The sequence below is a fragment of the Janibacter sp. CX7 genome (genome assembly GCF_024362365.1).
Classification (GTDB): domain Bacteria; phylum Actinomycetota; class Actinomycetes; order Actinomycetales; family Dermatophilaceae; genus Janibacter.
Window position 1 is genome coordinate 1616167 of record NZ_CP101464.1, and the last position, 15442, is coordinate 1631608.

Annotated in this window: 18 protein-coding genes; 9 read left to right on the forward strand and 9 right to left on the reverse strand. The window is 70.9% G+C overall.

Annotated features, from left to right (window positions below; translation table 11 throughout):
* Nucleotides 1–20: 20 nt before the first annotated feature.
* Genes NMQ01_RS07895 through NMQ01_RS07905 form a run of 3 tightly spaced genes read right to left on the reverse strand, consistent with a single transcriptional unit; the run spans nucleotide 21 to nucleotide 1659 of the window.
* Complete coding sequence (locus NMQ01_RS07895) at nucleotides 21–407, reverse strand: glyoxalase/bleomycin resistance/extradiol dioxygenase family protein (protein ID WP_255183405.1); 387 nt, start codon at nucleotides 405–407, stop codon at nucleotides 21–23.
* Between the two features lie 9 nt (nucleotides 408–416).
* Complete coding sequence (locus NMQ01_RS07900; protein WP_255183406.1) at nucleotides 417–1148, reverse strand: VOC family protein; 732 nt, start codon at nucleotides 1146–1148, stop codon at nucleotides 417–419.
* Nucleotides 1149–1197: 49 nt separating this feature from the next.
* On the reverse strand, nucleotides 1198–1659 hold the full coding sequence (locus NMQ01_RS07905; RefSeq protein ID WP_255183407.1) for an Lrp/AsnC family transcriptional regulator: 462 nt from the start codon (nucleotides 1657–1659) through the stop codon (nucleotides 1198–1200).
* A 112-nt stretch (nucleotides 1660–1771) separates the two neighbouring features.
* Between NMQ01_RS07905 and NMQ01_RS07910 the strand changes: the two genes are divergently transcribed.
* The 6 genes from NMQ01_RS07910 to NMQ01_RS07935 all read left to right on the forward strand — a co-directional run bounded on the left by NMQ01_RS07910 (nucleotide 1772) and on the right by NMQ01_RS07935 (nucleotide 7074).
* Nucleotides 1772–2539, forward strand: coding sequence for a hypothetical protein (locus NMQ01_RS07910; RefSeq protein WP_255183408.1), 768 nt, complete (start codon nucleotides 1772–1774; stop codon nucleotides 2537–2539).
* Nucleotides 2536–3438, forward strand: coding sequence for a ketopantoate reductase family protein (locus tag NMQ01_RS07915; RefSeq protein ID WP_255183409.1), 903 nt, complete (start codon nucleotides 2536–2538; stop codon nucleotides 3436–3438). Before NMQ01_RS07910 ends, NMQ01_RS07915 begins: the two co-directional genes overlap by 4 nt.
* A gap of 80 nt (nucleotides 3439–3518) precedes the next feature.
* A complete protein-coding gene (gene sfnG, locus NMQ01_RS07920; protein WP_255183410.1) occupies nucleotides 3519–4652 on the forward strand; it encodes a dimethylsulfone monooxygenase SfnG in 1134 nt (377 codons plus the stop codon).
* 12 nt (nucleotides 4653–4664) lie between these two features.
* On the forward strand, nucleotides 4665–5111 hold the full coding sequence (gene arfB / locus NMQ01_RS07925; protein WP_255183411.1) for an alternative ribosome rescue aminoacyl-tRNA hydrolase ArfB: 447 nt from the start codon (nucleotides 4665–4667) through the stop codon (nucleotides 5109–5111).
* A gap of 108 nt (nucleotides 5112–5219) precedes the next feature.
* Nucleotides 5220–6596, forward strand: a complete 1377-nt coding sequence (locus NMQ01_RS07930) for an APC family permease (RefSeq protein ID WP_255183412.1) — start codon at nucleotides 5220–5222, stop codon at nucleotides 6594–6596.
* Nucleotide 6597: 1 nt separating this feature from the next.
* Entirely contained in the window at nucleotides 6598–7074 is a 477-nt protein-coding gene (locus NMQ01_RS07935) for a universal stress protein (protein ID WP_255183413.1), read from the forward strand.
* A 38-nt stretch (nucleotides 7075–7112) separates the two neighbouring features.
* Here the strand turns inward: NMQ01_RS07935 and NMQ01_RS07940 are convergent, their stop codons facing one another.
* A complete protein-coding gene (locus tag NMQ01_RS07940; RefSeq protein ID WP_255183414.1) occupies nucleotides 7113–7697 on the reverse strand; it encodes a hypothetical protein in 585 nt (194 codons plus the stop codon).
* A gap of 126 nt (nucleotides 7698–7823) precedes the next feature.
* Here NMQ01_RS07940 and NMQ01_RS07945 point away from each other — a divergent pair, with 126 nt between their 5' ends.
* Both NMQ01_RS07945 and NMQ01_RS07950 read left to right on the forward strand, forming a co-directional pair.
* Nucleotides 7824–8597, forward strand: coding sequence for an NYN domain-containing protein (locus NMQ01_RS07945; RefSeq protein WP_255183415.1), 774 nt, complete (start codon nucleotides 7824–7826; stop codon nucleotides 8595–8597).
* Between the two features lie 97 nt (nucleotides 8598–8694).
* Nucleotides 8695–10011, forward strand: a complete 1317-nt coding sequence (locus NMQ01_RS07950; protein WP_255183416.1) for a D-alanyl-D-alanine carboxypeptidase family protein — start codon at nucleotides 8695–8697, stop codon at nucleotides 10009–10011.
* A 26-nt stretch (nucleotides 10012–10037) separates the two neighbouring features.
* Here the strand turns inward: NMQ01_RS07950 and NMQ01_RS07955 are convergent, their stop codons facing one another.
* Nucleotides 10038–11396: an MFS transporter gene (locus tag NMQ01_RS07955; protein ID WP_255183417.1), complete on the reverse strand. Its 1359-nt coding sequence runs from the start codon at nucleotides 11394–11396 to the stop codon at nucleotides 10038–10040.
* A gap of 254 nt (nucleotides 11397–11650) precedes the next feature.
* Between NMQ01_RS07955 and NMQ01_RS07960 the strand changes: the two genes are divergently transcribed.
* A complete protein-coding gene (locus tag NMQ01_RS07960; protein ID WP_084452036.1) occupies nucleotides 11651–12007 on the forward strand; it encodes an RNA polymerase-binding protein RbpA in 357 nt (118 codons plus the stop codon).
* Nucleotides 12008–12132: 125 nt separating this feature from the next.
* Here NMQ01_RS07960 and NMQ01_RS07965 read toward each other — a convergent pair whose 3' ends face one another.
* The 4 genes from NMQ01_RS07965 to NMQ01_RS07980 are packed head-to-tail and all read right to left on the reverse strand — an operon-like array spanning nucleotide 12133 to nucleotide 15437.
* A complete protein-coding gene (locus tag NMQ01_RS07965; protein ID WP_255183418.1) occupies nucleotides 12133–12603 on the reverse strand; it encodes an FxsA family protein in 471 nt (156 codons plus the stop codon).
* Nucleotides 12604–12656: 53 nt separating this feature from the next.
* A complete protein-coding gene (locus NMQ01_RS07970; protein ID WP_255183419.1) occupies nucleotides 12657–13445 on the reverse strand; it encodes a polyprenol monophosphomannose synthase in 789 nt (262 codons plus the stop codon).
* A complete protein-coding gene (lnt, locus tag NMQ01_RS07975) occupies nucleotides 13438–15024 on the reverse strand; it encodes an apolipoprotein N-acyltransferase (RefSeq protein WP_255183420.1) in 1587 nt (528 codons plus the stop codon). The genes NMQ01_RS07970 and lnt overlap by 8 nt, the downstream gene beginning before the upstream one ends.
* Complete coding sequence (locus NMQ01_RS07980; RefSeq protein WP_255183421.1) at nucleotides 15015–15437, reverse strand: Lrp/AsnC family transcriptional regulator; 423 nt, start codon at nucleotides 15435–15437, stop codon at nucleotides 15015–15017. Before NMQ01_RS07980 ends, lnt begins: the two co-directional genes overlap by 10 nt.
* Between the last annotated feature and the right edge of the window lie 5 nt (nucleotides 15438–15442).

A 15442-nucleotide genomic window follows, 5' to 3' on the forward strand; every position in this document is an offset into this window, starting at 1 on the left:
CCGTAGGCCGTCGGCGCTCGTCATCCGCGCTTGGCCACGAGCTCGACGAGCGTGCCGTCGGGGTCCAGAACCACGGCATTGCGGTTGTCGTTGCCCGTGTCGTGGGGCTCCGTGTGACCGACGACCCCGTGGGACTCGAGATCGCGGTAGGTAGCGTCCACGTCATCCACCCAGAAGACGAGGCTCATCGCGGGGCTGCCGACCTGCGGATCGAGGCCATGGACGCGGCGCGCGGCCTCGGCGCTGCTGATCGCCACGACGAAGCCCCCTGCGGAGAGCTCCGCGTGCTCGGGCACGCCGTCGGTGGGCGTCCGGAAGGTCTCCGTGAGCCCCAGCCGCCCGCCGTAGAACTCCAGCGCCCGGAGCACGTCGTGGGTGAAGACGTTGACGAGGCCCGAGGTGATCACGAGCCCACGCTATCCCCGGGCATCGCCCTCGCTCCCCTGCGCGACGACGGAGAACTCGTTGTCGTCCGGGTCGGCCAGGAGCACCTCGCCCGGCTCGAGCTCGAGGTCGAGCCGCCGAGCCCCCAGCCCGACGAGTCTCTCGACCTCGTGGTCGAGCGTCGAGTCACCCGTCACGACGAGATCGAGTCGGAGCTTGTCGAGCCCCTCCTTGGCCGCGACGGGCGGGCCACCCCAGGCGATCTTCGTGCCACCTGCCGGGGACTGGATGGCGGTCTCCTCCCCCTCGTCCCAGACGAGCGGCCACGCCACGGCCTCGCTCCAGAAGAGGCCGACCGCGCGGGTGCCGTCGCACGACAGCGCCCCGATGCGCGCGGTGTCGGCGAGGAAGCCGTTGCCCGCCTCGATGACGCAGAACTCGTTGCCCTCGGGGTCGGCGAGCACGACGTGCCCCTCCTCCGGCAGTTGTCCGACGTCGATGTGCGAGGCACCGAGGTCGAGAGCCAGCGCGACGGTCGAGTCCTGCTCTGCCGCGGTGGCGCTCGTCAGGTCGAAGTGAGTCCGGCCAAGCCCTTGTCGCACGTCGTCACGTCGGCAGAAGCGGATCGCGACGTCGCTCGGGCCTGCCGGGAGCAGCTCGGTGCCGGACTCCCCCACGTCTCTGCCGAGGACCCGCGCCCAGAAGGCGGCCAGCGCGGCCGGGTCACGCACGTCGAAGGACAAGGACCTCAGCTCGCAGCTCATCCACCGACGCTAGGGCGGGCGGTCGGGTGCCGCAACGGACTTTCGACCCCTAGTCGAGCCCGGCGAGTCCCCCGGGGTCGATCTCGAGGTCGTGCAGCACCATGCGCGACCGGATGGCGACGACGCCGTGGTCGGCGCGCAACAGGTCGACGATCGACTCGAACTCCTCGGCGTCCCGGCAGGCCAGGCGCAGCTCGTAGTCGTAGTCGCCGGTCAGGCGCGACCCGGCGACGATCTGCGGGATGGCCGCGAGGCTGGCGGCAAACTCCCTGCGGACCGTGGACTCGCGCAGCCGCACCTCGCTGACCATCGTCAGCGGCCGACCCAGGGCAGCCGCATCGAGCTCGGCGCGGTAGCCACGGATGACGCCGGACGCGCGCAGGTGGCGCACCCGCTCCGCGACCGAGCTCGCCGACAGGCGGACCTCGCGGGAGAGTTCCTGATAGGTCGCGCGGCCGTCGCGCACGAGATGGCCGAGGATCTGGCGGTCGAGGCGATCGAGTGGACTCACCGTGACATCATCGCCCATTCCAGGCCCTAGCCGCGATCATCACGGCCAGACCCGCGCAGCGGGGGCACATCCCGCGCCATCCAGGGTCGCCGTCCGACGAGGGTGGTGCCACGTGGAAACCATCGCGCTCCGTCTGCTCCTCCCGCCTCTCGTCATCGCTGTCGCGAGCCTCGCGCAAGGCCGTCTCGGTGATCGCCTCGGGGGCCTCGTCGTCGGGCTCCCCCTCACCTCCGGCACCTTCCTGGGCCTGCTCCACCTGTCACATGGCCCCGAGGCACTCGCCCACGGCGCCCTGGGCATGCTCGGTGGCCAGATCGCGGTCGTCGCCATGTGTGTCACCTATGCGACCGCAGCCCCACGCCACTCCTCCGCCGTCGCCCTCGCCATGACCCTCGTCGCCTGGGTCATCGGCATCGCCCTCGTGCGGACGTTCGCGCAGGGAGTCCTCGTGACCGCCGCACTCCACGTGCTCGTGGCCCTGGCAGTGCTGGCCTGGTGGCCCCGTGCCGAGCCGGTCACGATGGCCGGGCCCGGGCGGAGCGCACGGCACGACCTCGTCGTCCGCGTCGCGATCGGCTCCGCTCTCGTCATCGCGCTGACCGCGACCGTCGAGACCCTGGGCTCGGGCCTCGCCGGCACGCTGGCGGCCGCCCCGCTCGTGGCGCTCGTGCTCTCCCCGTCGACCCATCGGTACCGCGGAGCCCGTGCCGTGCAGGACCTCCTGGGCGGAGTGGTCCGGGGCTCGCTCGGGGCCGCCGCCTTCGGTCTCGTCGTGGCCTGCACCGCGCCGCACCTCGGTGGGCTCGCGCTCGTCGCAGCCACGACGGCATGCCTCGCCGTGGTTGGGCTCGTCGGGCGCCTCGATAGCCTGCGGCCATGAGCCAGGCCATCGAGTCCGTCGCCGTCGTCGGGGCAGGTGCCATGGGCGCCATGTACGCCGCGCACTTCGTCGAAGGGGGTCTGCGCACCTCCCTGGTCGCCTCGGGTGAGCGGGCCGGACGCCTGCGCACCGAAGGTCTGAGCGTCAACGGCGCCCCGCTGCAGGCGTCCGTCCTCGATCCCGGCAGTGACGCTCCGCAGCCGGTCGACCTCGTGGTCGTGGCGGTCAAGCACCACGACCTGGCGGCTGCGATGGACGACGTCACCCCCTTCGTCGGGCCGCAGACCACACTCGTCTCCGTGCTCAACGGCTTGGACAGCGAGGAGGTCCTCGCCGGGCGGTTCGGCGCGGAGAGCGTGCTGCTGTGCATCGCCCTCGGCATGGCGGCAGGCCGCGAAGGGCGTGAGGTCACCTACCTCTCCCCCGGCCAGCTGACCCTCGGCACGGCGCCCGGCCTGGCGTCGACCGATCGTGTCCACGCCGTCACCGACGCGCTCGACCGTGCCGGCCTGCGGTGGGAGACACCGGCGGACATGCGCCACGAGATGTGGTGGAAGTTCATGGTCAACACCTGCATCAACCAGGCCTCTGCCGTGCTGCGCCGGCCCTACGCGGACTTCACGGTCGAGGGTCCGGCCCGCTCGCTCATGCTCGCCCTGCGTGACGAGGTCATCGCCGTCTCCGGGCCCGAGGGCGTGCCGCTCGGCGAGGCCGACTGCGAGCGGTGGGACCAGGTCCTCGCCGGCCTGCCCGGCGAGGGGCGCACGTCGATGCTCCAGGACGTGCTCGCCGGCCGCCCCACCGAGGTGGCCCTCTTCGCCGATCGCGTGGTCGAGCTCGGCAGGCGGCACGGGGTGCCCACGCCGCACAACCAGACGATCTCCTGGATCCTCGCCTGACCACGAACCGAGACACCTTTGGGTGATCGAAATCCTTCTTATTTGGTAGGACTAATCCGCAGTCGACCGAAGGAGCCATCGTGACCAGCCCCGACGCCCTGAGCTTCGCCTACTGGGTCCCCAACGTGTCCGGCGGCCTCGTCGTCTCCGACATCGAGCAGCGCACCGACCACTCCCCCGCGTACAACATCGACATGGCGCGCACGGCCGAGCAGGTCGGCTTCGACTACGCCCTGACGCAGGTGCGCTACCTCGCCTCCTACGGCGCCGACGCCCAGCAGGAGTCGGTGGCCTTCTCCCTCGCCCTCCTCGGGGCCACCGAGCGGCTCAAGGTCATCGCCGCCGTCCACCCCGGCCAGTGGCCGCCGCACATCCTCGCGAAGCTGGCCGCGACGGCGCAGTCCACCTCCGGCAACCGGTTGGCGCTCAACATCGTCTCCGGGTGGTTCAAGAAGGAGTACACCGACCTCGGCCTGGCCTGGCTCGACCACGAGGAGCGCTACCGCCGCGCCGAGGAGTTCATCGAGTTCCTGCGCGGCCTGTGGGACGAGGAGGAGTTCACCTACCGCGGCGACTTCTACCGCACCCGCGACGTCACCTTCCGTCCGGCGCCCGACACCAACCCGGAGATCTTCCAGGGCGGCAACTCCACGTCGGCGCAGGCCATGGCCGGGCGTCTGTCCGACTGGTACTTCATGAACGGCAAGACGCTCGAGGGTGCCGCCGAGCAGGTGCAGGCCGTCCGCGAGCAGGCGGCCCTCCACGGCCGCCGGGTCCGCTTCGGCATCAACGGTTTCGCCGTCGTGCGCGACAGCGAGGCCGAGGCCGTCGCGGTCGTCGACGAGATCATCGCCAAGGCGAACACCGACAAGGTCAACGACTTCGGCGAGGCGGTCAAGCAGGCAGGAGCGTCCACCGCGGACAAGAAGGGGATGTGGGCCGACAGCGAGTTCAAGGACCTCGTGCAGTACAACGACGGCTTCCGCACCGGGCTCATCGGGACGCCCGAGCAGGTGGCCGAGCGGATCGTCGAGTACAAGAAGGTCGGGATCGACCTCGTCCTCACGGGATTCCTCCACGTGCGCGAGGAGGTCGAGCGCTTCGGCCGTGAGGTCATCCCGCTCGTGCGTGAGCTCGAGCGGGACCTGCCGGAGCAGCAGCACAGCCAGCGCCTCGTGGCGGCCGGTGGCGGGGCGGGGCGCACTGTCGGGTGAGACCCTGACGTCATGAGCGAGCTGCGCGTGCCCTCGGGGCCCGGGATCCCCGGCGGGCTCGTCGTGCCTGCCGGGGAGCTCACCGAGCAGTTCAGCCGGGCCAGCGGACCCGGCGGCCAGGGGGTCAACACGACCGACTCCCGCGTGCAGCTCTCCCTCGACCTCGCCACGACGACCTCGCTCACCGACCGTCAGCGGGAGCGGGTGCTGGCCCGCCTGGCGCCCCGGCTCGTGGGCACGACCCTCACCGTCGACGCGTCGGAGCACCGAGCCCAGAGACGCAACCGCAGCGCCGCACGTGAGCGGATGGCCGCGCTGCTGCGCGAGGCACTGGCGCCCCCTCCCCCTTCGCGTCGGGCCACGAAACCCACCCGCGGGTCGCAGCGCCGCCGGCTCGCCGCGAAGTCCCGACGGGGCGAGATCAAGCGGGCCCGCTCACGCCCGTCCGGCGACGACTGACGACACGCTGCGTCCACCCTCCGTTTGACACGGCGCCTCGTGCGTTGTGTTGTGGATCACGGGACGCACGCGCCGCACCGGCGACGCACCCGGGCCGGAAGGACGCCGATGTCCGTCGACACAGCCAACCCCGAAGGGTCGTCCGAGCTCAACGCCGACTCCGCGCTGAAGCAAGGTGTCAGCGGCCGCCTCCTCTACTTCTACGTGCTCGGTGACGTCCTCGGGTCCGGCATCTACGTCCTCATCGGCCTCGTCGCCGGAGCGGTCGGCGGCGCCTTCTGGGCCGCCTTCGCCGTCGGTGTCACGGTCGCGACGATCACCGGGCTCGCCTATGCAGAGCTGGTGACGAAGTACCCGCAGGCGGCGGGGGCCGCCCTCTACGTCAACAAGGCCTTCAAGAACAAGACCCTGACCTTCTTCATCACCTTCTGCATGCTGTCGGCGAGCTATGCGGCGGCGGGCTCCCTCGCGACCGGTTTCGCCCAGTACTTCGGCGAGGTGTGGGAGGCGGCACCGGCGCTCGTCGTCGCCCTGGCCTTCATCGTCGCCCTGGCGATCATCAACTTCATCGGGATCACCGAGTCGGTCGTGGCCAACATGCTCATGACCTTCGTCGAGGTCACCGGCCTGGTCATCGTGCTCGTCATCGGCGTGGTCGCGGCCGTCCAGGGCAAGGTCGAGCTCGGCCGGATCGCCGAGTTCTCGACCGACAGCAACCCCGCCCTCGGCCTGCTCGCGGGCGTCGCGCTGGCCTTCTTCGCCATGACCGGCTTCGAGAATGCCGCCAACCTCGCCGAGGAGACGCGCAACCCGCGCCGCGACTTCCCGCGGGCGCTCATCGGTGGCATGGCGACGGCCGGCGTCCTCTACGTCCTCATCGCGGTCACCGCGGCCGTCACGGTCCCCATCCAGCAGCTGGCTGAGTCGGATGCCGCGCTGCTCGAGGTCGTCAAGACCGGGATCCTGCCGATCTCGGTCGCCGTGCTGACGATCATCTTCGCGATCATCGCCATGGTGGCCATCACCAACACCTGCCTGGTCTGCCTCGTCACCGAGTCGCGGATCCTCTACGGCATGGCACGCGAGGACGTCGTGCCCGCCCCCTTCGCCAAGGTCAGCAGCCGTCAGGTGCCATGGCTGGCGATCCTCTTCTCCGTCCTCGTCATCGCCGCGCTGCTCGTCTCCGGCGCCGACCTGGCCCAGCTGGCCAATGTCACGGTGGTCTTCACCCTGCTGATCTACGCGCTCGTCATCGTCTCCGCCGTCAAGCTCGACCGCCACGACCGCACCGACGAGACCTTCAGAGCGCCCCGGGCACTCCTCGCGATCGGTGTCGTGGCCAACTTCCTCATCCTCGGCTACGTCATCTACGACGACCCCGGGTCGCTCCTCTACTGCGCCGCGCTGCTGGGCGTCGGCGTCGTCCTCTTCATCGCCGAGCGGCTGCTCGGCGGCGGCACCCCGACCACCGATCTGGAGAGCTGACATGCACGTGCTCATCGCCACCGACGGCTCCCGCCAGTCCCTGCGGGCCGCCCGGCACCTCAAGTCCTTCGCGGACCCCACCAAGGTCGAGAGCATCCTCGTCCTGGCCGTCACCCGGCCCCTGGCGAGTGTGTCCTTCGTCGACGAGATCTCGGCCGACGCCAGGGCCCCCAGGCAGCTCACCGGGAGCTCCTTCAAGGCCGAGGCGGAGGCTGCGGTCGCGGTCATCGCCGCGGAGTTCGACGACTGGTCCGAGACGACCACGGTGCGCACCCGGGTGCGCAGCGGCACCCCGTCGACCGAGATCATCCGGGCGGCCAAGGTGTCGGGCATCGAGCTGATCGTCGTCGCGAGCGGCAGCCGGGGTCTGACGGACAAGGTCCTCATCGGCAGCACCGCCCAGCGGGTGCAGAGCACTGCACCGTGCCCGGTGCTCGTCGTGCGCCCGATCCCCCGGCCTCGACGCAAGAAGTCGTGACGTCGCCGCCGGCACACGGGCCGGCGGCGACGTCGACCTCACGCGCCGAAGGTCGTGACGAGCACCGAGGCGCTGGTCGGGGCCTTGCCACCCAGCAGGCCCGTGACGCGCCCGGAGCCGTTGCGCACGTTCATGTCCGGGCCGAAGGAGTGCTCGCCGCCCGGGTTGGTGTAGAAGAACTTCAGGGTGCTGCTCAGCGAGCGAGAGGTCCCCGAGCGGGACGTGAGACGGCCGGTGAAGGACCCGGAGCGGCCGGTGCTCGAGACCCAGGCGGTCGTCGCGTCGGTGTTGCGCATCGGCGTCGTCGCGACGAGCGTGCAGGCGGCCGGCACCGGGCCGGCCGGAGGCACGACGGCACCACCCGTGCAGGAGAAGGACTCGACGTTGACGAAGTTCTGCTGGTTCTTGCCGAAGGTGCTCGTGTTACCGCGCTTCATCAGCACGGAGACCCGGTGGGTGTCGCCGGGGAAGCCGGCGAAGGTGGTGTCGTAGACGCCCACGTAGGTAATGGTCGACAGCTGCGGCGGGGTGCTCGTGGTGGCCGCGGAGACGGCCCCACCGGCGGCGACCGCGGCGGCGGCGACGGCGGACGAGATGGCGATGGTGCGGCGGGACAGGTGCATTCGTGAACTCCTGACAGAGGTGTGGGTGTGGCGGATCCCGGCCCCCGTTGACACTCCCCTGGGCCCGTCGTCCGGGGGAAGTATGTCCCCCTTCGCGTGCGAGCGCCAGAGGGTAGCGTCGCCGACATGGACGACCCTCGCTCGACGACCCGCATCGCCGTTCTCATCGACTGCGACAACGTCTCCGCCAAGCACATCTCCGCCGTGCTCGAGGAGCTCGCGAAGTACGGCACCCCGACCGTCAAGCGGGCCTACGGAGACTGGACGACGACCCAGCTCGGCGGCTGGAAACCGGAGCTGCACCGCAATGCCATCCAGCCGGTCCAGCAGTTCGCCTACACCGTCGGCAAGAACTCCACCGACAGCGCGCTGATCATCGATGCGATGGACCTGCTCTGGCAGGGCAACGTCGAGGCCTTCGCGCTCGTCTCCTCCGACTCCGACTTCACGCGGCTGGCGACCCGGCTGCGCGAGTCGGGCAAGCGGGTCTACGGGCTGGGTCTGCGCAAGACCCCGGAGTCGCTGCGGCGTGCGGTCGACCAGTTCGTCTTCCTCGAGCTGCTCCAGGAGCAGGCCCGCGACGACGAGCCGGCCCGGGACGAAGGGGGTGCCCCCTCCCCTGCCGAGGCCGAGCCGGAGACGACGATCAACCTCCAGTCCGCACTCACCAAGGCGATCAACGCGACCTCCGACGACGACGGGTGGAGCACGCTCGGCACCGTCGGGCAGCACCTGAGCCGGGCGCACGCCGACTTCGACCCGCGCACCTTCGGCCACCAGAAGCTGTCGACCCTCGTCGACGAGCAGCCCTACCTTGAGACCCGGGCGGCCGGCTCCCAGCTGCAGGTGCGGCTGCGCCGGCGCAGGGCCACGGCGAAGGCGACCTCGAAGACCGACTGAGGGCACCCCCTTCGCCCGGCGCTGCGTCCACGGGGACGTGTACGTCGACGACCGACGGCCCTATGATTGCTCGGTCTGTCCCTTCCCAGGAGAACCCATGCGAGCTCGTCCCCGCCACGGCGGTGCGACCAGCGCGGTCGTCGCGCTGTGTCTGACCACCGGTCTGGCCGCGTCGTCGGCGTCGGCGGAGCCCGTCGACCCCACCCCCACGACGAGCGCCCCCTCCAGCCCGAGCACCGCCTGGTCCGTCGACGAGGAGGGCCTGCCCGTCGGCGACGGCAACGACACCCCGCTCTCCTCGAGCGACCTCGAGGAGCAGATCGCCGAGGCGGACCGGCTGACGGCCGACCTGGTCAAGGACAACAAGGACATCGCGGCGGCCGTGAAGTCGCTGAAGTCGTACTCGACGAAGGCCAACAAGCTCCTGCAGAAGAAGGCGGAGGCACGCGACGAGTACGACTCGGCGAAGTCCGAGGCCGACACCGCTCAGCGCGAGCTCGACAAGTACCGCAACCGGCTGGCGAAGGGACGCGCCGACCTGCGCAGCTGGGCCTTCGACACCTACACCCAGGCCGGCGGGTACAGCGACACGATGACGATGATCGGGACGCTCACCGACAGCTCGAAGACCAAGGGCGAGTCCGCGGGCGACCTGAGCTATCTGACCGACGAGCGGATCCGCACCGTCGACCTCGTCCGCAAGGACACGGTGACCAAGTCGTCGCTGACGAAGAAGAAGAACTCGGCCCTCAAGAAGGCCGCCAGCGCCAAGCGTCGTGCCGACCGGGCCAAGCAGCGTGCCGACGAGGTGCTCAAGGAGCGCAAGGACGAGCTCGCCGAGCTTCGCCGCAAGCACGCCGCAGAGCTCAAGGAGGCCGGCCCGGTCGTCAACGCCCTGATCAGCCGGCCCGACGGACGGGCGCAGGGGGCGAGCGACCGGCTCACCTCGGCGCTCAAGAAGCTCGGGCAGGACGTCAGCCAGTTCGAGGGGCTCAAGCCCTGCTCGACCAATGTCGGCACCTATCCCAACGGCCAGGTGCCGCCGAGCGCGCTCTGCCCGCTCATCGGGGCGCCGGGCGAGTCCCTGCGACCCGCTGCCGCGGCGGCCTTCAACACGATGAGCAAGGCCTACCAGCGCGACACCGGGCACCTGCTCTGCGTCACCGACTCCTACCGCTCCTACGCCGACCAGGTCGTCACCAAGCAGCAGCGCGGCGGCTGGGCGGCGGCGCCCGGCACGAGCAACCACGGCCTGGGCAAGGCCCTCGACCTGTGCGGTGGCGTCAACAGCTTCGGCCACCCCGCCCACGCGTGGATGCAGCAGAATGCGCCGCTCTACGGGTGGTTCCACCCGTCCTGGGCCGCGGCCGGCGGTGCGCTGCCCGAGCCGTGGCACTGGGAGTACGCCGGCTGATACGCCCGGCGGGTCCGTCCCGCTGATCAGCCCGCCTGGGGACCGACCTGCTCCTGCGGCGTCTTGACCGGGATGAGCACCGCGAGCCCGGCGACGAGGACGAGCGCGATGCCGAGGATGCCCCAGTACTGGGTGTTGGACTCCCCCGTGATCCGTGCGCCGATCCAGATGAAGAGCGCGAAGGCGGCCGGCGAGAGGAAGGACACGACGCGTCCGGTCGTCGCGTAGAGGCCGAAGATCTCACCCGCCTGCCCCTCGGGGATGACCCTGGCGAGGAAACTGCGGGAGGCGGCCTGGGCCGGTCCGACGAAGGCGGTCATGGCCAGCCCCAGGGTCCAGAAGACCATCGGGCCACCGTCGTGCAGGACGAAGACGCCGGCGCCCAGCAGCACGAGCGCGACGAGCGAGATGAGGATGACCCGCTTGGGCCCGAGCACGTCGTCGAGCAGGCCGAAGAGCATCGTGCTGATGCCGGCGATGATGTTGGCCGCGGCCCCGAAGATGATGACCTCCCCGGCCGACATCTCGAAGGTGCCCGCGGCGAGGACGGCGCCGAAGGCGAAGACGCCGGCGAGCCCGTCGCGGAAGAGTGCCGAGGCCCCGAGGAAGTAGACCGTGTGCCGGGAGCTATGCCACAGGCGACGAAGGGAGGCCCCGACGAGCTTGTAGGAGTCGACGACCCCGACGCGAGGAGCCTTCTCCCGCGGGCGGTCCCGCAGCACGAGGAAGGTTGGGATGGTGAAGAGCAGGGTCCACAGGCCGCAGACGACCATCGACACCCGGATGTCCATGCCGTCGTCGCCGGTGACGCCGAAGAGGCCCACCTCGGGCTGGATGAAGACGAAGTAGAGCAGGAGCAGCACGAGGATGCCGCCGAGGTAGCCCATCCCCCAGCCGAAGCCGGAGACCCGGCCGACATTGTGCGGGGAGGCGACCTGCTCGATGGACGCGTTGTAGTTGACGCTCGCGACCTCGGAGACGATCGAGCCGATGCCCAGCAGGACGAGGCCGAGCACGAGGAATCCCGGCTCCGGCTTGACGAAGAAGAGCGCGGCCGACAGGGCCGCCAGCAACCAGGTCTGCAGGCGCAGGTTGCGCACTCCCCTGCCGGACCGGTCCGAGTTCTGCCCCAGCACGGGCGCCAGCAGCGCGACGAGCAGACCCGACAGGGCGGTCGAGATCGCCAGCGCGGTCGAGGTGGTGTTGGTGGCGCCAAAGCTCTCGCTCGTCAGGTAGACGGAGAAGACGAAGGTCGTGATGACCGTGTTGAAGGGCTGGGTCCCCCAGTCCCACATGGCCCACCCGATGATCCGGCCCTTGCCGCCCTGGGGCTCGGATCGCAGGGCGGTCGTCGGCTCGCTCGTCGGTGGGATCACGTCGGTCACGTGGTGAGGCTAGCGGGCGGAGCGGGCTCGATGTGCGCGACACGGTGGCACTCCGCTATCCTGTGGGGTCGGCCCAGGTCGTGCCACGAGCACACCGCCAGATCGGGCCCCACTCGGAAGGCCCGCCCACGGGTCACGGCGCCGCAATGATGCGTGCAGCCGGAACAGATGACGCACCACGAGCGTTGTCATGTGACGAGGGGCCCGCGCGGCAGGGGCGCGGACATCGCGAGAGACACCAGGAGACTTGCAACATGGCAGAGCGCACGCTGCGCGGAACGCGCATGGTCAGCTTCAGCATGGAGACGACGGACAACGTCGTCCCCAGTGACCGTCAGATCACGACCTACGTCTGTGACGACGGGCACCGCACGGAGCTGCCCTTCTCCGTCGAGGCCGACATCCCCGGCACCTGGGAGTGCCGCTGCGGCAAGCTCGGCAAGCTCCTCGACGGCCCGGAGCCCGAGCTCAAGCCCGCCAAGCACGTCCGCACCCACTGGGACATGCTGCTCGAGCGTCGCTCCATCCCCGAGCTCGAGGAGCTGCTCGAGGAGCGCCTCGAGCTGCTGCGCGCCTCCCGTGGCGAGAAGCCGCGCAAGCGCAGCGCCTGACCTCGGCGCCCCAGCACGACGAAGGGGGTGGCCCACCGATCACCGGTGGGCCACCCCCTTCGTCATGTCCTTCGGTCCCCGCCCTTCGGTCCCTGAGGAGGCCGTCCGCGGCCGTCTCGAAGAGGTCAGTCGTCGACGATCTCGCCCTCGACGACCTCTCCCCCGTCGTCGCGCCCCTCACGTCGCGGCGAGCGGCGCACCCGGGCCTCGCCGGGCGCGACCGGGAGGCCGGCGGCGAGCAGGCGTCGCGCGACGACGGCCTCGAGGCCGATCCGGGCCACCGGCCGCGTGAACGGCAGGACGAAGACGAGACCGACGACGTCGGAGACGAAGCCGGGCAGGGTGAGCAGCAGTCCCCCGACGAAGACGAGCGCGGCGTCGGCGATCTCGCGCGAGGGCATCTGACCGCTGCGCAGCGCCTCGCGCAGCGCCACCCACGTCCGACGCCCCTCGCGCCGCAGGAACCACACGCCGAGGGCCGACAGGAGCACGAAGGCGAGCAGGGTCCACCAGACGCCGACGAGCTGCACGACACCGACGACGGCGGCGATCTCGACGATCAGCCACAGGACCAGGGCCAGCGGGATCCACGCCACCCGACGGCGACGGCGGGGCGATGGGCCGGGCCCCGAGGGACCCGACCCGAAGATCACAACCGGTGCCACGTGGGCTCCCGGTCGACGAGCCGACGCAGCTGCTGGCGACGGTGGGCCACGCCCCAGCCGGTGATCCGGGCCATCGACTCACGCACGACGTCACCGTCCATCTTCGAGTCGCCGATCTCGCGCTCGACGAAGGTGATCGGCACCTCGACGACCCGCAGCCCGGCGCGCACCGTGCGCACCGTCAGGTCGGTCTGGAAGACGTAGCCAGCGCTCTCCACCTCGTCGAGACCGATGGTCCGCAGGGTCTCGGCGCGGTAGACGCGGTAGCCCGCGGTCGCGTCGTTGACCGGCATGCCGAGGACGAGCTTGATGTACATGTTGCCGGCCATGGAGATCGCCTTGCGGTCGACCGGCCAGTTGACGATCTTGCCGCCGCGCACGTAGCGCGAGCCGATGACGAGGTCGGCGTCGGCCGCGACCTCGAGCATGCGGGGCAGGTGCTCGGGGCGGTGCGATCCGTCGGCGTCCATCTCGACGATCGCGTCGTAGCCCTGCTCGAGCGCCCAGCGGAAGCCGTGCAGGTAGGCCGCGCCCAGGCCCTGCTTGCCCTCGCGGTGGATGACCGAGACCTGCGGGTCGGCGGCGGCCATCGCGTCGGCGACGTCACCGGTGCCGTCCGGGGAGTTGTCGTCGAGGACGACGACGTCCGCCGTGGGGACCGCGCGGCGCAGCCGGTCGACGATCAGCGGCAGGTTGTCGCGCTCGTTGTAGGTCGGGATGAGGACCGCGACCCGCTCGATCGGCGGTCGCTGGGCATGCTGCGTGTCAGGCACCGGTGGTGGCTTCCTCGGTCTGCTCGGTCGGGCTCTGGTCGCTCCGTGGCTCGTCACCGACACTACCCGTCGGTCGTCGGCGCAGGCGCCAGACCACCGCGAGCAGCAGCACGAGGGCGCTGCCCCACTCGACCCAGGGGCCGAGGCGGTCGGAGACCGTCAGTCCGCTGCGCAGGACGACGTCGTCGACCGGCTGGGCGGCGGTGAAGAGCTGCGTGACCGGCGTCGTGCTGCCGTCGGGATTGACGAAGCCGGAGACGCCGACCGTCGAGACGTGGGCGACGCTGCGGCCGTGCTCGATCGCCCGGATGCGCGAGATCGCGTACTGCTGCGTCGACTCCGCGGTGTAGCCGAAGGTCGCGTTGTTGGTCTGTACGACGAGGAGGCTGGGGTCCCCCTTCGTCTCCGCGTCCTTGACCGCCGAGCGCATGAGGCCGTCGTAGGCCACCTCGAAGCAGATCGTCGGGACGGCGGAGAAGTCGCCATCGCGGCCGGGCACGGTGAAGGCGGCGTTGCGGTCCCCCTTCGCGAAGCCGACGCGCACGAGGTCGACCTTGCTGCTGAAGAGCCGGTAGAAGTCGCGGTGCGGCACGTACTCGGCGAAGGGGACGGGGTGCTGCTTGACGTAGCGCGCCGGTTCCCCTCCCCCGGGACGGTAGTAGAGCGAGGCATTGGAGACCGCCGGGGAGGGCTCGTCGAGGATCGCCCCGACGATGATCGGCACGTCGACCGCCGTGAGCGCGCGCTGCACCTGCTCCGCGGCATCGGCATTGCGCAGCGGGTCGATGTCGGAGGAGTTCTCCGGCCAGATGACCAGGTCGAGGTCGTCGTGGCGCTCCGCGAGGGCCTCGGTGCCGGCCACGTGGTTGTCGAGCACCTTGCGCCGCTCGGCGTTGAAGTCCAGCCCGGCCCGCGGGACGTTGCCCTGCACGAGGCCGACGCGTGCCGTCGCCTCACCACCGGTCGGCACCGGCACGAGGAAGGCGCCGGCCACGGCGACGACCGGGAGCCCCAGGGCCACCCACGGCGGGCGGCGGGTGACGACGACGAGGATCAGCGGGACCGCCACGAGAGCCACGGCGAGCGTGATGAGGGGCGCTCCACCGATCGCTGCCCATCGGGCGAAGGGGGTGTCCGCCTGGCTGAAGGCGATGCGGGCCCACGGGAAGCCGCCGTAGGGCAGCGTGCCGCGCACCCACTCCTGAAGCACCCACAGCACGGGGACGAGCAGGGCGGCCGGCAGGAGGTGGCCCCGTCGGACCAGCGGGCGCTGCACCGCCGCGAGGACGGCACCCATGCCGGCGACGTAGAGCGACTCGGTGACGGCGAGGGCCATCCAGGGGAAGGTGCCGACGAAGATGCCCGACCAGCTGAGCGTGGGGACGAAGCAGCCCAGCCCCGCGACGAGGCCGAGCAGGGCGCCGGCGCGGGGGCTGACATCCCACATGGCGACCCCGACGAGGCCGACGCCGACGATCGCGAGGAGCGCGAGGTCGTGGTCGGGGAAGGACAGCCACAGGCACAGCCCACCGACGAGGGCGAGGAGAAGCCGCAGGGGCAGGCGGGTCGTCACTCCCACGGCGTCGACAGGACGATGGTCGTGCGCGTCGACACGCCGCCCTTGTTACGGACCGTCGCGAGGAGCTCCTCGAGGTCCTGCGGGGTGCCCACGCGCACCCGGAGCATGTAGTTGGCGTCCCCGGCGACGGAGTAGCACGCGTCGATCTGCGGGATGTCGCGCAGCCGGTCGGGGATGTCGTCGGGCTCGCGGGGGTCGAGCGGGGTCACCGAGATGAAGGCCGTCAAGGGCGTGCCGACGGCGGCCGGGTCGACCACCGCGGAGTAGCCGGTGATCACTCCCCGCTCCTCGAGCCGCCGCACCCGCTGGTGCACGGCGGAGGTGGACAGCCCGATGGCCTTGCCCAGGTCGGTGTAGCTCGTGCGCCCGTCCTGGCGCAGGAGCTCGATGATGCGTCGATCCGCCGCTTCCATGCATG